Origin of the sequence: Dyella sp. 2YAF14, assembly GCF_052114725.1 — a bacterium.
Taxonomy (GTDB): domain Bacteria; phylum Pseudomonadota; class Gammaproteobacteria; order Xanthomonadales; family Rhodanobacteraceae; genus Dyella.
On record NZ_JBFRFH010000009.1, the window covers coordinates 1 to 21,655 of the forward strand.

Annotated in this window: 19 protein-coding genes; 6 read left to right on the top strand and 13 right to left on the bottom strand. The window is 64.5% G+C overall.

Annotation, left to right across the window (positions count from 1 at the left end; all coding sequences use genetic code 11):
• Positions 1-323: 323 nt before the first annotated feature.
• The 9 genes from kdpC to AB4Y82_RS13625 form a co-directional block, all read right to left on the bottom strand.
• Positions 324-893 carry a potassium-transporting ATPase subunit KdpC gene (gene kdpC, locus AB4Y82_RS13585; protein WP_441604378.1) on the bottom strand — a complete coding sequence of 190 codons (570 nt, stop codon included), beginning with the start codon at positions 891-893 and terminating at the stop codon, positions 324-326.
• Positions 894-903: 10 nt separating this feature from the next.
• Positions 904-2,394 (bottom strand): outer membrane beta-barrel protein, encoded by a 1,491-nt coding sequence (locus AB4Y82_RS13590; RefSeq protein ID WP_441604379.1) that lies wholly within the window; start codon positions 2,392-2,394, stop codon positions 904-906.
• Between the two features lie 84 nt (positions 2,395-2,478).
• Positions 2,479-2,679, bottom strand: a complete 201-nt coding sequence (locus AB4Y82_RS13595) for a hypothetical protein (RefSeq protein WP_441604380.1) — start codon at positions 2,677-2,679, stop codon at positions 2,479-2,481.
• A 46-nt stretch (positions 2,680-2,725) separates the two neighbouring features.
• Complete coding sequence (gene kdpB / locus AB4Y82_RS13600) at positions 2,726-4,807, bottom strand: potassium-transporting ATPase subunit KdpB (protein WP_441604381.1); 2,082 nt, start codon at positions 4,805-4,807, stop codon at positions 2,726-2,728.
• A 24-nt stretch (positions 4,808-4,831) separates the two neighbouring features.
• Positions 4,832-6,634: a potassium-transporting ATPase subunit KdpA gene (gene kdpA / locus AB4Y82_RS13605; protein ID WP_441604382.1), complete on the bottom strand. Its 1,803-nt coding sequence runs from the start codon at positions 6,632-6,634 to the stop codon at positions 4,832-4,834.
• On the bottom strand, positions 6,631-6,723 hold the full coding sequence (kdpF, locus tag AB4Y82_RS13610) for a K(+)-transporting ATPase subunit F (protein WP_121882515.1): 93 nt from the start codon (positions 6,721-6,723) through the stop codon (positions 6,631-6,633). Before kdpF ends, kdpA begins: the two co-directional genes overlap by 4 nt.
• Before the next feature lie 382 nt (positions 6,724-7,105).
• The gene (locus AB4Y82_RS13615) at positions 7,106-8,080 is read right to left on the bottom strand and encodes a VTT domain-containing protein (protein WP_441604383.1); all 975 of its coding nucleotides are present in this window, start codon (positions 8,078-8,080) and stop codon (positions 7,106-7,108) included.
• A 103-nt stretch (positions 8,081-8,183) separates the two neighbouring features.
• Positions 8,184-9,923, bottom strand: a complete 1,740-nt coding sequence (locus AB4Y82_RS13620) for a gamma-glutamyltransferase family protein (RefSeq protein ID WP_441604514.1) — start codon at positions 9,921-9,923, stop codon at positions 8,184-8,186.
• Positions 9,924-10,115: 192 nt separating this feature from the next.
• On the bottom strand, positions 10,116-11,333 hold the full coding sequence (locus AB4Y82_RS13625) for an MFS transporter (RefSeq protein ID WP_441604384.1): 1,218 nt from the start codon (positions 11,331-11,333) through the stop codon (positions 10,116-10,118).
• 136 nt (positions 11,334-11,469) lie between these two features.
• Here AB4Y82_RS13625 and AB4Y82_RS13630 point away from each other — a divergent pair, with 136 nt between their 5' ends.
• Entirely contained in the window at positions 11,470-12,471 is a 1,002-nt protein-coding gene (locus tag AB4Y82_RS13630; RefSeq protein ID WP_441604385.1) for a polyprenyl synthetase family protein, read from the top strand.
• A 103-nt stretch (positions 12,472-12,574) separates the two neighbouring features.
• Complete coding sequence (locus AB4Y82_RS13635) at positions 12,575-13,069, top strand: hypothetical protein (RefSeq protein WP_441611403.1); 495 nt, start codon at positions 12,575-12,577, stop codon at positions 13,067-13,069.
• Between the two features lie 44 nt (positions 13,070-13,113).
• Here the strand turns inward: AB4Y82_RS13635 and AB4Y82_RS13640 are convergent, their stop codons facing one another.
• The 3 genes from AB4Y82_RS13640 to ubiH are packed head-to-tail and all read right to left on the bottom strand — an operon-like array spanning position 13,114 to position 16,383.
• On the bottom strand, positions 13,114-13,902 hold the full coding sequence (locus tag AB4Y82_RS13640; protein WP_441611405.1) for a dienelactone hydrolase family protein: 789 nt from the start codon (positions 13,900-13,902) through the stop codon (positions 13,114-13,116).
• 34 nt (positions 13,903-13,936) lie between these two features.
• Positions 13,937-15,157, bottom strand: coding sequence for an FAD-dependent oxidoreductase (locus tag AB4Y82_RS13645; protein ID WP_441604388.1), 1,221 nt, complete (start codon positions 15,155-15,157; stop codon positions 13,937-13,939).
• Complete coding sequence (gene ubiH / locus AB4Y82_RS13650) at positions 15,154-16,383, bottom strand: 2-octaprenyl-6-methoxyphenyl hydroxylase (protein WP_441611406.1); 1,230 nt, start codon at positions 16,381-16,383, stop codon at positions 15,154-15,156. Before ubiH ends, AB4Y82_RS13645 begins: the two co-directional genes overlap by 4 nt.
• Before the next feature lie 146 nt (positions 16,384-16,529).
• Here ubiH and AB4Y82_RS13655 point away from each other — a divergent pair, with 146 nt between their 5' ends.
• From AB4Y82_RS13655 to AB4Y82_RS13665, 3 genes are read left to right on the top strand one after another with little or no spacing between them, the layout of a single operon-like run.
• Entirely contained in the window at positions 16,530-17,135 is a 606-nt protein-coding gene (locus AB4Y82_RS13655) for a hypothetical protein (RefSeq protein ID WP_441604390.1), read from the top strand.
• 19 nt (positions 17,136-17,154) lie between these two features.
• A complete protein-coding gene (locus AB4Y82_RS13660; RefSeq protein ID WP_441604391.1) occupies positions 17,155-17,721 on the top strand; it encodes a cob(I)yrinic acid a,c-diamide adenosyltransferase in 567 nt (188 codons plus the stop codon).
• Between the two features lie 6 nt (positions 17,722-17,727).
• Complete coding sequence (locus AB4Y82_RS13665) at positions 17,728-18,651, top strand: histone deacetylase family protein (RefSeq protein ID WP_441604392.1); 924 nt, start codon at positions 17,728-17,730, stop codon at positions 18,649-18,651.
• A 10-nt stretch (positions 18,652-18,661) separates the two neighbouring features.
• Here the strand turns inward: AB4Y82_RS13665 and msrB are convergent, their stop codons facing one another.
• Positions 18,662-19,066, bottom strand: a complete 405-nt coding sequence (msrB, locus tag AB4Y82_RS13670; protein ID WP_441604393.1) for a peptide-methionine (R)-S-oxide reductase MsrB — start codon at positions 19,064-19,066, stop codon at positions 18,662-18,664.
• 92 nt (positions 19,067-19,158) lie between these two features.
• On the opposite strand from msrB, the gene AB4Y82_RS13675 reads away from it, so the two are divergent.
• The gene (locus AB4Y82_RS13675; RefSeq protein WP_441604394.1) at positions 19,159-21,633 is read left to right on the top strand and encodes an LPS-assembly protein LptD; all 2,475 of its coding nucleotides are present in this window, start codon (positions 19,159-19,161) and stop codon (positions 21,631-21,633) included.
• Positions 21,634-21,655: the final 22 nt, after the last annotated feature.

The following is a 21,655-nucleotide window of genomic DNA, read 5'->3' on the forward strand; positions in this document are numbered from 1 at the left end:
TTTCTTTGGGTTACTTTTCTTTTACTCCGGGCATCCTGCCCTCCGCCCTTCGGGCCGGCTTCGCCGTTCGCACGCGCTCCTGCGCGTGCGTGGGCCAGCAAAAGAAAAGTGACTCGAGCGGCGGCAGCCGTTCGAAACGCCCGCCGCGTCCCACAGGGACTAGCTTTGCGTCGTAGGCGGCACGCTGGCGGTAACGCGACAACCAGAAACCGAGACTCTGGATCCCGTCCTGCGCCAGGACGACGGCAAAGATGAAACGTTCCCGCGAGCACCCGCCCCTCACCCCAGCCCTCTCCCCGGTGGGGAGAGGGAGAAGTGATGACTCACCGCCCATCCAATGCCAAATTCAACTTAAGCACATTGACCCGCGCCTCACCCAACATCCCAAACTGCCTCCCCGTCGTCGCCATGATCACCATTGCCCTCACCTGCGACTCGCTCAACCCGCGCACCTTCGCCACCCGCGCCACCTGGTAAGCCGCCGCCGCGGGCGAAATCTCCGGATCAAGACCACTGCCCGACGCGGTCACCAGATCCACCGGCACCGCTGCAGTGTTCGAAGGATCCGCGGCACGCAGCGCTTCAATGCGCTGCTTCACGGCATCCGTCAACGCCGGATTCGTCGGCCCGAGGTTCGAGCCCGACGACGACAGCCCATTATTGGGTTGCGGCGAGGTCGCCGAAGGACGACCCCAGAAATACTTGGGGTCGTCGAACGACTGGCCGATCAGCGTGGAGCCGATCGGCTTGCCTTCCCTGTCGATCAGGCTGCCGTTCGCCTGCGACGGGAACAGCACCTGGGCGACACCGGTGACCACCAGCGGGTAGGCCACGCCGGTGATCACGGTCATCAGGAGCAGCATCACGATGGCGCTGCGAATCAGCTTAGCCATGGGTTTCACCTTAGTAGTGGAGGATCGCGTCAACCAGCGCGATCGCCTGGTAGTTCTTCTTGCCGGCGTTGTACGCATTCACGTCGTAGGAGTGCTCGTAACGGATCTCCGGACGGATCTCCAGGTCCGAGGACACCCAGTGCGTCAGGCCCAGCGTGTGGCTGCTGTACTTGGTGGCGTAGCCGGTGCGCTGGCCCTTCTGGTCGTTGTAGAACTCGTTGCGGAACGAAATCATGTTGCTCGAGTTCAACTCGAAGTTGAGGTAGTTCACCACGCCGTACTCGCCCGCCTTGCCCGGATACGGCGACGACGCCACCACGCCCGGCTCGCCATCCGGCCCGAAGCCCGGAACGTTGCGGCCGTACATGTAGTAAGCCTCGGTCTGCATGTGCACGCTCTGGCTGAAGCGGTGGCCCCAGGTCATCACGTACATCTGCACGTTGTTGTAGTTGTAGTCCGAGGTGTTCCAGTTGTTCACGCAGGGGTAGAGCATGTCATTGTTGTCTTTCGACACCCAGCGCACGCAAGCCTGAAGCGACGGGCGCGCCGAATGATTCCAAGGTGCAACGTCGTTGCTGGCATTGACGCCAAGCTGCACCGTCCACTGGCTATTGAGCTTGGTGGTGGTCATCACGCCGGTCTGGGTATAGGGGTCGACCGTGTACAGGATCGAATGGGTAACCAGATAGTTCTGCGGCGAGAACTGGGCTTCGATATCCGGCAGCGACAACCAGCGGCCCACGCGAACCACCATGCCCTCTGCCACCGAAGGAATGTACAGGTCGTAGTAGAACAGCATCGGATCGATGCCATAGACCTTGCCCGGCAGCGGACCATTCGAATTGGGATGGTTCAGCAACTGATTGCTGAACACGCCCTTGGTGATCGTGTAGTGATAGTCGTAGCCGTACAGGGTGGAGATGTTGAAACCCCAATCCAGGTGATCGGTCTGCACGGTGTCTTCGACGCGGGTGATGTTGAACACCAGCTGGTCGAATTCCACGCGATTGGGGCGCGTTGCGTAGGACAGCGGATAGTTCGTGAAGCTGGACGAGCTTGCATTGGCCGACGGGTTGATCCAGCCGTTGATCTCGATGCGGTTGCGCTTCATCCAATTACCGACCTTGGTGCACGAGAGCGCTTTCTGCAGCGGGTACTGGCCGTAAGCCACCGGCACGCCGATCGGGGCGGGCACGCCACCGAGCTGCCACTCGCTGTTGGGAAACGGCGGTGAATCGAGCGGTGCGTCCATCGCGCGGCGCGGTGCGGCGGGCGCATTGGGATCGGCCGGCTGCGCATCGGCGCGATAGGCCGCGCCGAGACGGGAGAAGAAACCCTGCGAGCAGTCGTCGCCGGAAGCCGCCGGCGCACCGGCCGAGCCGTCATCGAGACCTGCCGCCGGCGTCACGTCGGTGCCGGCGACCGGCGCCACCGCAGCAGCAGCTTCGCCCGCGGGGGCGAGAGCCATCAACAGTGCAAACGAAAGAAGCTTCTTGGACATCATGGGTGTTCCTGAAACCGGCTCGGGGCGAGCCGTCCTTTTCTGTGGGTAGAGAGGGGTGGGCCGCTGTGCCGCGGCCTCACGTCAAATGCCGGCGTAACCGCCGAGCACGTATTCGTCCTGTTCGCTGTTCGGCGCCTGGGTGTCGCGCGTTTGAACGCGCGGGCGACCCTGCACCGGCAATGCGATCACCACGTCGCAGGCGGAGTCGTCTGATGAGAGACGAAGCTCCATGTCTGGGTGGGTGTCGTCGGGCAGCGAAACAGAAAGCTTGAGTACTTGCATGGCAAAGACTCCGTAGATTCCAGTAGTGCGTCAGTAATGAGGGGGCTTAGGCAAGACCGCAGAGCACGAGCAACATGTCGATCACTTTGATGCCAAGGAACGGCACGACGATGCCGCCAAGGCCGTAGACCAGCAGGTTGCGACGCAGCAGCGCACCGGCGCCCAACGCACGGTATTTCACGCCCTTCAGCGCCAACGGAATGAGAAAGATGATGATCAGCGCGTTGAAGATCACCGCCGAGAGAATCGCGCTCTGCGGCGTGGCGAGCTTCATCACGTTGAGCGTGTTGAGCGCCGGGTAAGTCGTCGCAAAAGCCGCTGGGATGATGGCGAAATACTTGGCCACGTCGTTGGCGATCGAGAAGGTGGTGAGCGAGCCGCGCGTGATCAGCATCTGCTTGCCGATCTCCACCACTTCGATCAACTTGGTGGGATTGGAGTCGAGATCGACCATGTTGCCGGCTTCTTTGGCCGCTTGCGTACCGGTGTTCATCGCCACCGCCACGTCAGCCTGGGCCAGCGCCGGCGCGTCGTTGGTGCCATCGCCGCACATCGCCACCAGGCGGTTCTCGGCCTGGATCTTGCGGATCAGCTTGAGCTTGGCTTCCGGCGTGGCTTCGGCGAGGAAGTCATCGACACCTGCTTCCGCAGCAATCGCGGCGGCAGTCAACGGATTGTCGCCGGTGATCATGATCGTCTTGATGCCCATGCGACGCATCTCGGCGAAGCGCTCGCGGATGCCGCCCTTCACGATGTCCTTCAGCTCGATCACGCCCAGCGCCGTGGCGGCTTCGGTGACGATCAGGGGCGTGGCGCCGCGGCGGGCGATGTCCTCGGCCATGCGCTTGACCAGCGGCGGCAAGTGGCTGCCGTTGGATTCCAGGTAGCGTTCCACCGCATCCAGCGCGCCCTTGCGGATCTGGCGATTGCCGAGATTGACGCCGCTCATGCGGGTCTGCGCAGTGAATGGCACGAACTCGGCGTGACCTTCTTCCAACTGGCGCTCGCGGATGCCGAAGCGTTCCTTCGCCAATACCACGACGCTGCGGCCTTCCGGCGTTTCGTCGGCCAGCGAGGCCAGTTGCGCAGCGTCGGCGAGGGTATGTTCATCGACGCCCGGCGCCGGCAGAAAAGCCACGGCCTGGCGATTGCCCAACGTGATCGTGCCGGTCTTGTCGAGCAGCAGCACATCCACATCGCCGGCCGCTTCCACCGCACGACCCGAGGTGGCGATCACGTTGGCGCGGATCATGCGATCCATGCCTGCGATGCCGATCGCCGACAGCAGTGCACCAATCGTGGTCGGAATCAGGCACACCAGCAGCGCCACCAGCACGGTCAGCGTGATGGGGTTGCCCGCGCCGGCCGCCTGCACGCTGTAGATCGAATACGGCAGCAGCGTGGCGCAGGCGAGCAGGAAGATCAGTGTGAACTTGGCCAGCAGGATGGTAAGCGCGATCTCGTTCGGCGTCTTGCGACGCGAGGCGCCCTCCACCATCGCGATCATGCGGTCCAGAAAGCTCTCGCCCGGGTTGCTGGTGATGCGCACCACCAGCCAGTCGGACAGCACTCGCGTACCACCGGTGACGGCGCTGCGATCGCCGCCGGACTCGCGGATCACCGGCGCGGATTCGCCCGTGATGGCGCTCTCATCAACGCTTGCCGCGCCGACCACCACTTCGCCATCGCCCGGCATCTGTTCACCCGCTTCCACCAGCACGTGGTGACCCACGCGCAATTCGGTCGACGGCGTATAGGTGATCGGCGCGTCCTTGTAAGGCGCCGACAGGCGCTTGGCCACCACGTCCTTGCGCGAGCCACGCAGCGCAGCGGCCTGCGCCTTGCCGCGACCTTCGGCCAAGGCCTCGGCGAAATTCGCGAACAACAGCGTGAACCACAACCAGATGGTCACCCAGAAGATGAAACCGGTCGGCGCTTCGCCGTGGCCGGTCAGCGCCTGCACCCACAGCAAAGTGGTCAACACGCTGCACACGAACACCACGAACATCACCGGGTTGCGGAACTGCTGCTTCGGCGAGAGCTTGCGGAACGAATCGGCGATCGCCTTGAGGATCAGGTCGCGATCGAAGCTGCGAACGCCGTGGACAGGGGTATGAGTCGTTGTCATGGATTTGCTTCCTTCGGGCGCTGATCAGCGCACCGACATCAGGAATTCGGCGATCGGACCAAGCGCAAGCGCAGGCAGGAAGGTGAGCGCGCCCACCACCACCACGACGCAGGCAAGCAAGGTGACGAACAGCGGCGTATGCGTGGGCAACGTGCCCGCCGAGGGCGGTACGTGGCGCTTGGCGGCGAGCGAGCCGGCCATGGCGAGCATGGCGATGGCGAGCAGGAAGCGCGACAGATACATGCACACGCCCAGCAGCACATTCCAGAACGGTGTGTTGGCGGAAAGTCCACCGAACGCACTGCCGTTGTTGTTCGCTGCCGACGACACGGCGTACAGCACTTCGCTGAAACCGTGCGCACCCGGATTGGACACACCGGCCACGCCAGCTGGCGTCATCACCGCAATGGCCGTGCAGATCACCACCAGGGCGCAAGGCACCAGCACGGCGAGACTGGCCATCTTCATTTCGTGCGCTTCGATCTTCTTGCCGAGGTATTCCGGCGTGCGACCTACCATGAGTCCGGCAATGAACACCGCGACGACGGCGAACGCGAGCATGCCGTAGAGACCCGAGCCCACACCGCCGAAGATCACTTCACCCAGCTGCATCAGCCACATCGGCACCAGGCCGCCCAGCGGGGTGAGCGAGTCGTGCATGGCATTGACAGCGCCGCAAGAGGCTGCCGTGGTAATGGTGGCGAACAAACCGCTGGCGGCGATGCCGAAGCGCGTTTCCTTGCCTTCCATATTGCCGCCCGCCTGCAGCGCGGAGGCTTGCTGATCCACGGCCAGGCCGTGCAGCGCAGGATTGCCGGCCTGTTCGGCGGCGATGGCGCCAAAGCAGAGCGGGATAAAAATAAGCAGCATGGTGGCGAGGATCGCCCAGCCCTGGCGGCGGTCACCCACCATGCTGCCGAAGGTGTAGCAAAGACCGCCCGGAATCAGAAAGATCGCCAGCATCTCGATGAAGTTGCTGAAAGGCGTCGGGTTCTCATACGGATGCGCGGAGTTCGCATTGAAGAAACCGCCGCCATTGGTGCCCAACTGCTTGATCGCGATCTGCGAGGCAGCCGGTCCCATCGGCAAGGTCTGCGTGGTGACCGTGGTCGACTTGGTCATGTCCTTGCCGGCCGCATCCTTCACCGTATTGCCGGCGGCATCCTTCACCGTTTCCACGGCCGTCGTGTTCTGCACCAGCGGCACATCCACGTAGGACTTGAAGTTCTGCACCACACCCTGCGAGGACAGCAGCAGTGCGACGACCAGCGAGAACGGCACCAAGACGTAAAGCGTGGTGCGGGTCATGTCGACCCAGAAGTTGCCCACGCTGTTGGCGCTGCGACGCGTGAAGCCACGAACCACCGCCAGCAACACCGCAATGCCGGTCGCTGCGGAGAGGAAGTTCTGCACCGCCAGGCCCAGCATCTGGGTCAGGTAGCTCATGGCGCTTTCGCCGCCGTAGGCCTGCCAGTTGGTATTGCTGGCGAAGCTGATCGCGGTATTCATCGCCAGGTCCGGCGACAGCGCATCGAAATGCTGCGGATTGAGCGGCAACCACTGCTGCGTGCGCTGCAGTGCATAGACCGCAAACAGGCCGAGCATGTTGAACACCAGCATGGCGATGGCGTAACGGCGCCAGCCCATCTGCTCATCGCTGCGCACGCCGGCGAGGCGGTAGAGCAGACGCTCCAACTTGCCGCCCACGCGATTGACGCCGTTGGGCGTATCGGCAAACGCCAGGGCCATGTATGCGCCGACCGGCTTGATCAGCACAAGCAGCACGGCCAGGAAAAGCACAACCTGGAAGAAATCGAAGGTGGTCATTCGAACCACTCCGGCTTGAGCAGAGCCACGCACAGGTAGCCCGTCAAGGCCACCGCGATCACGGCAGCCACGAGGTAGAAAGCGTTCATAGGTGGATCTCCCGCAGGAAAAGCGCGCGCCAGCAACGTCGTCGCCCGTGGCGACGACAGGCGATCAGGGACGGCGACCGAGGCGATCGCAGATCAGCAGAAAGCCGAGCGCCGCCGCAAACAGCACGATCGAAAAAAGCAGATAAAGGGCGTCCATTGAAGTCCGACTCACCGTCTTAGTTAACGGTGCAAATTGTCGGAAGCAGCGCATAAGAAAGGGGTAGCGAATTCACCCGGCCGCGTATAGAAACCGTAAAAATTTGCCCGGGCGCGTCTCGGGCGCCGTTTCCCCTGTGGGAGCGCACCCTGTGCGCGAACGCGGCCGAACAGGCCGCCCTATGGTCGGCGGTCGCGCACAGGGTGCGCTCCTACAGGGGCAGGCTCAGACAGCGTGGGAAATCACGTCGCCGTCATTCGCCGCCGGCGCGCGATTGACCGGATAGCCAGCCTCATCCCAGGCATCCAGCCCGCCCAGCAACGGGCGCACCCGCTTGTACCCGCGCGACATCAGCGCCTTGGCCACCAGCGCAGCCGAGGCCTCATTCGGGCAGGTGCAGTAGATCACCAGCTCCGCATCGAGCGGCACGGCGTTGACGATGATGTCGACGCTGTTCACATCGGCCAGCAAGGCGCCGGGGATGATGCGTGAATCGAGCATGCGCGCCGCTTCCGAACGCACGTCCACGATGGCCGGATTGCGGCCCTTGTTGAGTTCGTCGTTGAGTTCCTGCACGGTGATGCGCGCCATGCGCAAGGCGCGGATCAGGCGGTGGCGCTGCCACCATTTCATGATGATGTAGAGCACCAGCAGGCTGCCGATCAGCATCAGCGCCACGCTGCCGGCATTGGCCAGCGTGACCAGCAGCTCATCGATCTGAGTCGAGAACACATAGCCCAGGCTCACCGCCACACCCACCCAGAGCAGCGACCCCAGGCCATCGAAAAACACGAACGGTGCCGTCCGCAGACCCATCGCACCGACCAGTGGGGGCGCCACGGTGGAGAGACCCGGCACGAACTTGGCGAGCAGCAATACGCCGCCGCGCCAGCGCTGGAAGCGCAGTTCCGATTGCTTCACGCAGGAGTCGGGCGACAGCGAGATCCGGCACAGCGTGCGCATCACGCCGCCACCGAAATAGCGGCCTGCGGCATACCAGGCGTAGTCGGCCAGCAGGCAGGCCAGCACCGCCACGGCGACCACACCGGTCAGCGGCAGACGCTCGGTCGACGCCAAAGCGCCCGCCACGATCATGGTCGGCACGGCCGGCAACGGCACGCCCGCCTGCTCGATGAGCACGTTGACGAATACCAGCAGCAGCCCGTATTGGGCGATCAGCTCGATGATGTGGTGGGCCATGGCAAACCTCGACCGATGACATCTTGCGGCCCCTCCATCATTGGGGCCGGCGCTCGTAAAAACAATCGATTTTTCGTCTGAACAGGCTGACCCGATCTCAGCCTCAGTAGCCGACGACCTCGCCATCCTTGCGCATTTCGGTGGCACCCCAGTACACCCGCTGCTTCGGGTCGAACATGATGGCCTCGTAGCCGCCGAAATTGCCCGTACCCGCTTCGATCATATAGCCGCGTCGTGTCAATTCGGCCTTCACGCCAGCGTCAAAACCCGATTCCATCTCCACCTTGCCGATGCCCAGCGAGGGCTCGCCGGTGGGTTCGGCGTTGCCGTAGTGGCGCCAGCGCGCGGCATCACCGGCGTCCTGCACGTTCATGCCGAAATCGATGATATTGGTCAGCACCTGCACATGGGCCTGGGGCTGCATGTCGCCGCCCATCACGCCGAAGGCCAGCCACGGCTCGCCATTCTTCATGGCAAAGCCGGGGATGATGGTGTGGAAAGGCCGCTTGCCCGCGGCGTACACGTTGGCGGCCTTGGGCTTGAGCGAATACAGCTCGCCGCGATCCTGGAACATGAAGCCCAGCCCGTCGGCCACCAGGCCCGAGCCCATGCCGCGATAGTTGGACTGGATGATCGACACCATCATGCCGTCCTTGTCCGCGGTGGCGAAATACGTGGTGTCGCCATTGAACAGGCGCGGATCGCCAGGACCGATCGACGGGTTGGCGTGATCCAGATGGATCTCCTTGCGCCGCTGCTCCCCATAGGCTTCGGAAATCAGGCCCTTCATCGGCACCTTGACGAAGTTCGGATCGGCGTAGAACTTGGCGAGATCTTCATAGGCCAGGCGCTTGGCTTCCAGCATGGCGGTGATGGCATCGGCGCTGCCCACGCCCATCTTGCGCAGGTCGAAACCCTTGAGTATCTGCAGCATTTCCAGCGCCGCGAAACCCTGCCCGTTCGGCGGCAGTTCGTAGACGTCGACACCGCGATAGTTCACCGACTGCGGCGTCACCCACTCGCCGTGGTAGCCCGCAAAATCGTCGTAACGCAGGTCGCCGCCAATGCGCTTGAAATAGGCATCCATGGTGTGGGCAATGGCGCCCTTGTAGAACGCATCGCGACCGCCTTCGGCAATCATGCTGAGCGTGCGCGCGAGATCGGGATTGCGAAACACCTCGCCTTCGGCTGGCGTATGTCCGTCGATGAGATAGGTGTGGCGGGCGTTGTCCAATTCTTCGATCAAGCCCTTCTCGCGCTCGAACGCGGCGAAGTTGCCCTTCCAGTACTTGGCCACCAGCTGGGTGATCGGAAAACCGTCCTTCGCGTAGGCGATGGTGGGCGCCAGATCCTCGGCGATGGGCAGCTTGCCGAACTTCTCGTGCAGCGCAAACCACGCATCCACCGTACCGGGCACCGTGATAGGCAGCGAACCCACTGAAGGAATGTGATCCTTCGCCGGCATGCCGGCCTTGGCATACGCTGCCTTCACCTCGGCCTGCATCCTGGCCAGGTCGCGCCCCTTGGCCGACGGGCCGGAGCCGTTATAGCCATAGAGTTTGCGCGTTTTCGGATCCCACACGATCACGAAGCAGTCACCGCCGATGCCGTTGAGCACCGGCTCCATCAGGCCAAGCGCGGCATTGGCGGCAATCGCCGCATCCACCGCGCTGCCGCCCTTCTTGAGGATATCGATGGCGACCTGCGAGGCGAGGGGCTGCTCGGTCGCGGCCATCCCGTGTTGCGCGATCACCGGCGAACGCGAGGCCCAGGTGTTGCCCGAGTAGCGATCGCCGCGGCTGATCTCCTGGGCCGTGGCGTGGCCTACGTAAAAGCTCGTCATCGCGGCGAGGGCCGTGACAGCGTAAAGACGCGATAGGCGGGATGGGCGTGCAGACATGGGCGGCCTCGTCGATGGACAGATCGCGCGACGACGGCGAGCTCGGCCGCCCCGTCACATCAGCCCGACGTCATACACTGCCGGGCGATCCGATGCCAAGGAACGCCGCCGCATCTCTGAGCATCCGTGGCCGAGTTACGCGCCGCCGGCAGCAGGGGCCGCATCCAGACCTGCCCGGCCTGCCTCGATATGACGGGCACCGAGCAGCACCAGCGGCAGCCAGACCAGGGTGAGCGCCGCCGCGCAAAGAAATACGCCATCGGTGCCGAGCCGGCCCAGCGCGATGCCGCCGACCGCGCCACCGACGAAGGCGCCCAGGAACTGGCTGGTCGAATACGCGCCCATCGCCGCACCGCGCATCGAGCCGGGCGCCAATTGCGAGACCAGGCTGGGCAGCGCCGCTTCCTGCAGATTGAAGGCGGAGAAGAACACCGCCGCCGCCACCCCCAACACCGCCACGTGATCGCCGGACAGGCCAAATCCCAGCAACCCCAACCCGGTCGCGACGACACATACAGCCACCAGGTTCAGGCTTTGCGCGAGATCGCGCATGCGATGCAGGCAGGCGCCCAGCACAAAGGCCGCGATCACCATCACCGGCAGATAAAGCTCCCAATGACGATTCACCGGCAAATGCAGTCGGTTGGCCAACAGCAGCGGCAAGCCCACGAAGCTGGCCGTCAACAACATGTGCAGAAAGAACACCGACCCGTTGAGCACCAGCATGCGGCCATCACGCAACATCGACAAAACACTGGCCCAGCTGGCTGCTGCCGGCGCGGACGCCCGCTCCGGGGTGGGCACGATCAGCCACAGCAGCACGAGCGCCGCCAGGGCCAGGATGGAAGTGGCCGCGAACAGGCCGGAGAGGCCGGCCACGGCTTCCAGCGGCGGACCGAGAATCAGCGCCAGCAGAAACGCCACGCCGATGGATACGCCGATGATGCCCATGACCTTGCTGCGGTTTTCATGGCGCGTCAGGTCGGCGGCCAGGGCCGTGCCCGCACCCGCCACCGCGCCCATGCCCTGCAGGGCACGTCCGATCACGATGCCCAGCAGCCCGTGCGACATGGCCGCCACCAGGCCGCCGCCGGCAAATACCAGCAAGCCCAGGGTGATCGCCGGCTTGCGGCCGATGCGATCCGACAACAGGCCCAGCGGTATCTGCAGCAGGACCTGCCCCAGGCCATACACGCCCAGCGCCAGCCCGATCAGCCACGGCGTGGCGTCCGGCATCTGCTGCGCGTACAGCGAAAACACCGGCATGATCAGGAACAGGCCAAACAAGCGCAGGCTGATCACACAGGCCAGGGTCAGCGCGCTGCGTCGTTCAAGTGGGGAGAGTTTGCTCACCGGGGCTTCTTAAAAGGGTCGCATGAGTCACCGATTATACGTTTGACCCCAAAAAACCAACCGTGGTGCCGTGTCGCGGCGGTTTCTTGCGCCCAACTCTCTCTATAATCCCGTGATACGACGCTATGACTGCCTCATGACCACGACCCAAGCCGACACCCGCCGCTCTGCCGACTTTGCCGCCGTTCGAGGGCTCGCCGCTGCAGACATGCACCGGGTCGACTCCCTGATCCGCCAACGCCTGTCGTCGGACGTGGTGCTGATCAACCAGATCGCCGACCACATCATTGCCGGCGGCGGCAAGCGTCTGCGCCCGATGCTGCACGTGCTGGCGGCCAACGCTGCCGGCTACCACGGCGAGCATCACATCAAGCTGGCCGCAGTCATCGAGTTCATCCATACCTCCACCCTGCTGCACGATGACGTGGTGGACGAATCGGACCTGCGCCGCGGCCGTAAGACTGCCAACGCCCTGTGGGGCAACGCGGCCAGCGTGCTGGTGGGCGACTTCCTCTACTCGCGCTCGTTCCAGATGATGGTCGAACTCGATGACATGCGCATCATGCGCATCCTGGCCGACACCACCAACACCATCGCCGAAGGCGAGGTGCTGCAGCTTCTCAACATCGGCAACGCCGACGTCGATGAAGCTGCCTACCTCAATGTGATCGAACGCAAGACGGCCGTGTTGTTCGCCGCCGCCACCGAGCTGGGTGGCCTGCTCGGCGGGCTGCCGGTGGAGCAGTGCACCGCCCTGCGCCGCTACGGCATGCAGCTGGGCTACGCCTTCCAGATCGCCGACGACCTGCTCGACTACACCTCGGACGCCGGCACCCTGGGCAAGAACATCGGCGACGATCTGGCCGAAGGCAAGCCGACGCTGCCGCTGATCTATGCGCTGCAGCGCGCCGATGCCGAACAGAAGCAGTCGCTGCGCCACGCCATCGAACATGGCGGCCTCGATTCGCTCGACCGCATCATCGCCGCCATCCGCGATTCCGGTGCGCTCGAACGCACCCACGAACGCGCCGTGATGCACGCCGACGCCGCACGCGATGCACTGCGCGCCCTGCCCGATTCGCCGTGGCGCGACGCCATGGCGACGCTGGCAGATTATTCGGTGCAACGCAGCTTCTGATTTTTCGCGCACGGCCCGCGACTCCCACTTCACCGATCGACGGCGCCGGGCGGGCCTTTCCTGAGGCGACACCCCAAGCCATACTCGTTCTTGAACTCCCCGCGTGTTCAAGGACGACATGATGCCCAAGCCCGACCCACAGTGGATGGTGGACGCGTTTCATCCCTACCGCATAGCGCTGAACGGCGACGCGCTGGCGCCGTGGCAGATGATCGCCATTGCCGTCATCACCGTCGTCATCGCGCTCGTCAATGAATCGCGTGGATACGCGAAAAGGAAGAAACCGTTCCCCGGGTTCCGCAGCGGCGTGCTGATGGGCATGCTCGTGGCGACCACGATGCTCGGCCCGCTGAGCTGGATTTCTTACCGGGTGCTCTCGTCTGGCGCCATCCGATGCCTCATGAAGCGCTGCCAAGGCACGCAATTCACTGATATCAGCGGCCGCAGGCATTACGACAGTGATCGCTACGTCTCCATGACGTTCGATCCAGCCTTCTTCTGGACGAGTTACCTCATGATGTCGTGCTTTACCGTCATCGCGCTGATGTTGCTTTTTTCATGCATCCGCGCCTGTCTGCACTGGCGCGAATTCGACTGAGCGGCGGGCGACGAGGCGCGTCATGCGCGCCTCGTCCAGGCGCTTCAAGGGGTAGCCGTGAACGCCCCATGCAGCCAATCGCGCATCAAACGATAGCTACGCTGCGCCGCGCGCTCGTCATAAGCGCACCCGGCGCTGTGCTGATCGGTTTCAGTGAAGCAATGCACCGCATTGCCCAGCACCACGAACTGCCAGTCGGCCTTGCTGCCGCGCATTTCGTCCATGAACTTGTCGGCGTCGGGCATGGTGCCCTTGTCGTCGGCACCATTCATCACCAGCACGCGCGCCTTGATGTTCTTGGCCAGCGACGGGTCATCGGTCTGCAGGCCGCCGTGGAACGACACCACCGCGGCCACGTCGGCGCCGCTGCGAGCCAGGTCAAGCACGGCGGAGCCGCCGAAGCAGAAGCCGATGGCGGCCAGCTTGCTGACGTCGATCGGCGCGCTCTTGCCCTGCGCCTTCAATTGCTCCAGCGCCAGGTCGATGCGTTTGCGCATCAGCGTGCGGTCGGTATACAGCGGCTTGGTCGCGGCCTTGGCCTGGTCGTCGTTGGTCGGGCGGATCTTTTCGCCGTACATGTCGGTGACCAGGATCACGTAATCCTTGCCCGCAATGCCTTCGGCCTTCTTGATGGCGCCATCGTTCACGCCATACCAGTTGGGCACCATCACCAGGCCGGGACGCTTGGTGGCGACGGCATCGTCATACACCAGCACGCTATGGAAGGTGGTGCCGTCCTGCGTCCATTCGACCGGCTTTTCCACCATCTTCGCCTGCGCGGCGAACGCGGCTCCTGACAGCAACAGCAAACTGCAAAGACGGGCAATGCGCATGACGTCCACTCCTGGTTGCGGGGTTTCGAACGGTCTACAGGCCGGCGGCGTGTTCCGCGAGTCTGCGTTTGATCGGTGACAACTTGTCGATGATGCGCACGCCCAGACCACGCGCGGCCACCAGCGGCGAGGCCTGCCACGCATAGATGCGCGCCAGCGCATCGAAGCCCAGGGCGTCCATCGTGTCGGCGCTGCGGCGGCGACGCGCATAGCGGCGCAGCACGTGAGGAGCGGCAATATCGCTGCCGGCATCGCGCGCGGCGACGAGCGTGTTGCGCAGCTCGACCACATCGCGCAGACCCAGATTCACGCCCTGCCCCGCCAGGGGATGCACCGCATGGGCGGCATCACCGAGCAGCACGAAGCGCTCGGCCTGATAGGTCTCGGCCAGCTGCAGGCGCAAGGGAAACGCCGCACGTGCGGTGGCGCCGGTGATGCGTCCGAGCCTGAAATCGCTGGCCACGCCGAGCGCGTCGAAGAACGCCTGATCGTCGAGCGCCAGTACACGCAGCGCTTCTGCTTCGGGTAGCGACCACACAATCGAGCTGCGACCGTCCGCCAGCGGCAGCAAGGCCAGCGGTCCGGTATCGAGAAAGCGTTGCCAGGCGGTGCCTTCGTGCGCGCGCTCCGTCGTGACATGCGCCACCACGCCACGCTGCGCATAGTCCCGCCCATGGGTTTCGATGCCCGCCATCGCGCGCAACGGTGAGGCAGCGCCATCGGCGGCAACCAGCAGACGTGCGGAAATCGTCTCCACCTCCGCTCCCTGCAGGCTCAGCTGCACGCGATCCTCGAGCACCTCGTAGCCACTGACTTGTGCGGGGCACAGGCGACGCACGCCGGCGGACTCCAGCGCCTGCCAGAGCTGCCATTGCACGAGATTGTTCTCGACGATGTAACCAAGCAGGTCGCGGTCCTGTTGCGCGGCATCGAAGTGGATGGCCGCACCGCTCGCGGCATCCCATACGTGCATCTGCGCATAAGGACTCGCGCGCGACGCGCGGATGGACGTCCAGACGCCCAGGTCCTCAAGCAAGGTGATCGACGATGGCGCCAATCCCACGACGCGCAAATCCACTTCGTCTTGCACCGACCACGGTGCCGGCGCGCGGGCCTCGATCAGTGCGGTGGCAAAGCCGGCACGCGCCAGCGCCAATGCCGTCGCCGCGCCCACCATGCCGCCACCCACCACGGCCACGTCAAGCGCAGGACCGCGACGACGCGATTCGCTGCGGGCGATCGATGTCACGCTCATGGCAGACGCTCCAGCACGGCCTTGGGCGGCTCGCCGCGGAAACCCATGCCACGCCGCGCCAGCAAACGCTGCAACGGCGGCAGGCGATCGAACGCCAGCATGGCCAAGGAACGCAACGGCGCCAGCAAGGGTTGCGGCAGGCAGGCCAGTTGCACCAGTCCATGGCTCATCGCCATGGTGCCGTCGCGATCAGGCGCGCGCCGGGCAGCATAGTTCGCCAACAAATCGTCGGAACCCGGATCGGGCGCATCGGTCAACATTTCGGCCAAGGTCAGTGCATCGCGCAATCCCAGGTTGAAACCTTGCGCGCCAATCGGATGCACCGTTTGCGCGGCATTGCCCACCAGCACCGCCCTCGTGGAGACCAGCGAACGCGCCGCCACCCGCTGGATCGCATAAGGGTGGCGCTTGCCCGGACGGCTCAGCCGCCCCAGCCGCCAACCGAAGCGCTCTTGCGCCAGCGCGATAAAGGCCTCGTCATCCATCGCCTCGACGGCCTTGGCTTCGGCTTGCGGCACGGTGAGCACGAGTCCGCAACGACGATTGGCGAGCGGCAGCAGGGCGATCGGTCCGTGGTCGGCAAAGCGTTCGTAGGCACGCTGCGCGTGGTCGCGCTCCGGCGTCACCGTGCAGACAAACAAGGTCTGGCGATAATCATGGCGGTCCGCCTCGATGCCCAACCGTTCGCGCACGAACGAGGCGGTGCCATCGGCGCCGACCAGCAGCGGCGTCTCGATCTCGACGACCTCGTCCCTGGTCTGGATGCGCGCGCGCCAACCATCGGCCACCGGCTCCAGCGACTCCACCCGCGCGGGCGCCAGGCGGCGCAAGCGCGTGCATTCGTCCAGCCGCCGCAGCAGTGCCGCGCCCAGTTCGCGCGCAGGCAGCGTCCAGCCCAGGGCATCCACGCCCTGCCGCGCCGCATCCATCTGCACGCTGCCGAACTCGCCGGCCCGCGTGACGTGGATGTGATGGATCGGCGTGGCCTGGGCCGCCGCGTGTTTCCACACGCCAATGGCAGTGAGGCCGTTCACGGTGGCGCGCGCCAGGGCGAGGTTGCGTTCGTCGTAGCTGGGCTGATCGCCGATGCGCGGCGCCGCCGCCTCGACCATCACGGCATCAATGCCGGCCGCGTCCAGGGCGATGGCCAGGCTGGCGCCGACCAGTCCGCCGCCGACGATGAGCACCGGCCGCGTGGCAGCAGGCTGGGAGGATGAGTTCGTCATGGCGTCGCATGATACGCGCCGGGGATGCTCTGAACTATGACGTGTGGAAGGCCAGACGACAGCGAGCCGCTGGACCCCGGGCCTGACTCTGCCCAATTGCGATAGACTTGCCGCTTGCATTCGACGCGACCTTTTTGGAGCAGCTCATGGCTAAGACGCAGACCCAGCGCCTAGGCATCTTCCTGGCCTTGGCCGTGGTGATGGCCGCGACCCGTATTCACCTTTCGCTGTTCCATCACGATGTGTGGGATGCCTCGTGGGGCATCTTCTTCCTGGCCGGCTTCTGGCTGCGCGGCTCAGTGCGCTGGGCGTTGCCCCTGTTGCTGGCCGAGGCCGTGCTGGTCGACTACCTGGTCATCAGCAACCAGGGCATCAGTTTCTGGGATCACTACTGCGTCTCGGCGGCTTACTGGGCCCTGGTCCCGGCATACGCCAGCCTGTGGCTGGGCGGCAGCTGGCTGGCCGGCCAGAAGCTGGGCCTCAACGCGCGCAGCCTCGGCTTCACCGTGGCCGCCCTGCTGGGCAGCTGGCTCGCCTGCTACGTCATCTCCAACGGCAGCTACTACTGGCTGAGCAGCACCGTGCCGCAGCCGCGCAGCTTCGCCGCATGGTTCGAGAACATGGTCGACTGGTACGGCTTCTTCCTCGAGACCACGGTGCTTTATGTGGCGCTGGGTCTGGTGGTGCATGGCCTGGTGGTGCAGCTGTCGCGCATGCTCGGTCACGCTGATTCGTCCAAGCTGTCGCACTGATCTCCATAGGCAAGCCACGATGGGTAACCGTCTTTCGAAGATCTACACGCGCACGGGCGACGACGGCAGCACCGGTCTGGGCGACGGTTCGCGCGTCGCCAAGGATTCATTGCGCGTTGGTGCCTACGGCACGGTCGATGAGCTCAACAGCACGATCGGCATGGTGCTGGCCTGCGATGGCGTGGGCGAGGATGTGCGCGAAACGCTGACCCAGGTGCAACACGACCTGTTCGACCTGGGCGGCGAGCTTTGCATCCCGGGCATGGCGATGGTCCATGACGCCGATATCGACCAGCTCGAGCAAGTACTCGATCGCTTCAACGATCCGCTGCCGCCGCTGAAGGATTTCATCCTGCCGGGCGGCGGCATGGCCGCGTCCTGCTGCCATCTGGCACGCACGGTGTGCCGACGCGCCGAGCGCGAGGTGATTGCGCTGGGTCGCGTGGAAGAAGTCCGCCCGCAAGCGCAGCGCTACCTCAATCGCCTGTCCGACCTGCTGTTTGTGCTCTCGCGCGTGCTGGCCCGTGCCAGTGGCCACGGCGAAGTGCTGTGGCAGCACGAGCGCCGCCGCAAGCCCCAGGCGTGACCCTCGATGCTGCGGCTCTACACCCACGCCAGCTGCCTGCAGCACGATCCCGGTCCGGCCCAGCCTGAGTCGCCCTCGCGCCTGCGCTCGGTGCTGCAGGCGCTGGATCAGGACCGCTTTGCGGCACTCGATAGAGTGGAAGCGCCGCGCGCCACGCGCGAGCAGTTGCTGCGGGTGCACACACCGGAGCATGTCGACCGCATCCTCGCGATCACGCCCGAGCAAGGCACGGTGCGCCTCGACGAAGACACCCTGATGTCGCCCGGCTCGGCCGAAGCCGCCCTGCGGGCGGCCGGCGCCGTGGTCGCAGCGGTGGATGCGGTGCTGGGAGCCGAGGGTGGCATGGCGTTTTGCGCAGTGCGCCCACCGGGCCACCACGCCACGCCCGATCGCGCGATGGGTTTCTGCCTGTTCAACAACATCGCCGTCGGCGCGGCCCATGCCATCGCCACGCACGGGCTCAAGCGGGTCGCCATCGCCGACTTCGACGTGCACCACGGCAACGGCACGCAGGACATCTTCGCCCGCGAGCCACGCGTGATGTTCATCTCCAGCCATCAGATGCCGCTCTATCCGGAAACCGGCCGCGCCGACGAACACGGCGTGGGCAACATCGTCAACGCACCACTTTCTCCTGGTGATGGCTCCTATGAATTCCGCGAGCTGTGGGAGGGCGTGCTGATTCCCAAGCTGCACGCGTTCAAGCCGCAGCTGCTGCTGGTGTCGGCGGGCTTCGACGCCCATCGCAACGATCCGCTGGCCGACCTGCGCCTCGGCAGCGAGGACTACGCCTGGATCACCCAGCGCCTGGTCGACGTGGCCCGCGCGCACGCGCAGGGTCGCGTGGTGTCGACCCTGGAGGGTGGCTACAACCTGCTCGCCCTGTCCACCAGCGTGGCCGCCCACGTGGGCGAGCTGCTCGACGCCTGAGCCCTGGCCATCAGGCGCCGGACGGGCTGAAATCCAGCGCCACCGAATTGATGCAATAGCGCAAGCCGGTCGGCTTGGGGCCGTCCGGAAAGACGTGCCCCAGATGCGACTCGCAGGCAGCACAGCGCACCTCGGTGCGGCGCATGCCGTGCTTGTCGTCCTGCATGAGGCTGATGGCCTTGCGCGTCAGTGGCTGGAAAAAACTGGGCCAGCCGGAACCCGAATCGTATTTGGCCTCCGACGCGAACAAGGGCGCCTGGCAGGCGACGCAGACGTAGGTGCCTGCGATCTTGTGCCGGTACCACTTGCCGCTGAAGGGCGGCTCGGTGGCGGAACACCGGCACACCGCATATTGCTGCGGCGTCAACTCGGCACGCCATTGGTCGTCGCTCTTGCCCGTTTTCTGCTCGCTCATGCTGAATCCTTCTCCCGGCGTGCGCTATCCAACTGCCGTCCACGAGGCCTTTCTGCTAGTTTTACGAGCCTCACAGCCGACAGACTGCCATCGTGACGCCCAAGCTGCCTCCGCGCCACCTGCCCCCTCGCCGCCTGCTGGCGGTCGCCGCTGCCCTTGCCTTGTTCGGTGGCCCGGTTGAGGCCCAGTCGGCAGCCGAAGCGCAACCCGCACCCAGCCAGCCCAGCGCCCCCACCACGCCGAGCGTAGCGCCGCCGGCGACGTCGAACTGCCCGCTGGGCGCGTTCCGCTGCCCGACGCGGCCGCTGAACTACAACATGTGTCGCCCCAACGCGATGCTGTCGTTCTACGACCCGACCATGAGCAAGGACAGCTCGGTCCGCGAGACCTCCAATACCTATGTCGCCGCCCAGCGCGTGGACAGCTCCAACCAGAGCGTCTATCACCTGGAAGGCGACGTGAAAATGGACCGCGCCGACCAGCGCATGCAGGCCGACGTCGCCGACTACAGCGACGACACCACCGACTACGACGCGCGCGGCAACGTGCGCTATCAAGAAGTTGGCCAGCTGGTGTCGTCCGACCATATGCGCGGCAACCAGGATGCGAGCACGTCGATCGCGGACAACGTCAGCTACCAGATGCTGACCAATCGCGGCAACGGCGTGGCCACCCAGGGCCAGATGCTGGACGACCAGCGCAGCCGTTATTTCAACGCCACCTATTCCACCTGCGACGTGGGCAACCACGTGTGGGAAATCCATGCGAAGGACATCCGCATGGACAAGGAAACCGGCGAAGGCGTGGCGCACGACGCCACCATGTACTTGTACAACGTGCCGTTCTTCTGGCTGCCCACGTTCACCTTCCCGATCAACGATGATCGCAAGAGCGGCTTCCTGACCCCGACCGTCGGCAACTCCAGCCGCTCGGGTTTCATGATCAGCGCGCCGTATTACCTGAACCTCGCGCCGAACTACGACGCCACGCTCGACCCGCGCATCTACACCGATCGCGGCGTGATGCTGGCGAGCGAGTTTCGCTATCTCGTACCGGGCAGCACGGGCCAGGTGAACCTGGAGTTCCTGCCGCATGACAACGGCGCGAACGATCCCGACAGCACGGAAAACACCAAGGGCACCGATCGCTGGTTGCTGAAGCTTTACGACTCCACCCATCTGTACGGACCGTGGTCGCTCAACGCAGGCATCAACCTGGCCTCGGACCGCAACTATCTGCGCGACTTCGGCAACGACTTCTATACGACCACGACCAGCCAGCTGACTTCGTCGACGTATATCAACGGCGCGGGCAAGTGGGGCGCAGCGTTCTGGAACGCCAGCTTCGGCGCGGACTACTACCAGAATGCCGACTACTCGCTGCCGGACACGTCAGTGCAGTACAAGCGCTGGCCGCGCGCGACCTTCAACGTCGACTACCCGATCAACCGCTGGCTGGACGTGGGCGCCAATACCGAAGCGGTCGCCTTCCGCAAGGAAGACTCCGTCGAGGGCAACCGCCTGGATCTCTATCCGTACATTCAGGCCGATTTCCGCGGTGCAGCCTGGTTCGTAAAGCCCAGGGTCGCATATCGCTACACGGGCTACGACCTCACCGGCAACACGCAGCAATACGGTTATTACGGTCTACTCAGTTCCGGCACGACGTCGCCGTTCACCAGCAACTCGCCAAGCCGCTCACTGCCCATCGTGAGCGTGGACAGCGGCCTGGTGTTCGATCGCAGCACGTCGCTGTTCGGCACCGGCTACACGCAGACGCTTGAGCCGCGCCTGTATTACCTCTACGTGCCGTATCGCAACCAGAACAACCTGCCGTTGTTCGACACCAACCTGATGTCGTTCGACACCTGGGAGCTGTTCACGCCCAACACCTTCTCCGGCGCCGACCGCCAGGAGAACGCGAACAATCTCAGCGCCATGTTGACCTCGCGCCTGCTGGACGACAACGGCGTGGAGCGCCTGTCGGCGAGCTTCGGCCAGATCCGCTATTTCACCCAGCAGCGGGTGCAGATCCCCACCACCAACAACACGGCTCCGGCACCCACCAACTGGTCCGGCTCCGACTACATCATCGACCTCACCACCCAGCTCAATGACGACTGGAAGTTGATGTCGCAGTACCAGTGGAACCCGAATCTGGATCTCACGGACCTGGGCGCCATCACGCTGCAAAAGCGCATCAAGACCGACGGCATCCTCAATTTCTCCTACCGCTACCGTCGCACCCCCGGCACGGAACTGCCCCTGCTGGAACAATACGACGCTTCGATTGTCTATCCCGTCTCCGACCGCTGGCGCCTGATCGGCCACTGGACCTACTCGGTGCTCGACAAGAAGACCGTGGAGGCCCTGGCCGGCGTGGAGTACGACAGCTGCTGCGTGGCCCTGCGCCTGGTCGGCCGCCATTACGTGAATACCTACGACTACACCACCACGCTTGGCTCGGCCAACACGGCGATCATGTTCGAGGTGGAGTTCAAGGGCATGGGCGGCTTCACCGGCCAGTCGGAAAACGCCATCCGCAATGGTATTCTTGGTTATCAATAACTTCCCCTATCGCCCACGGCGA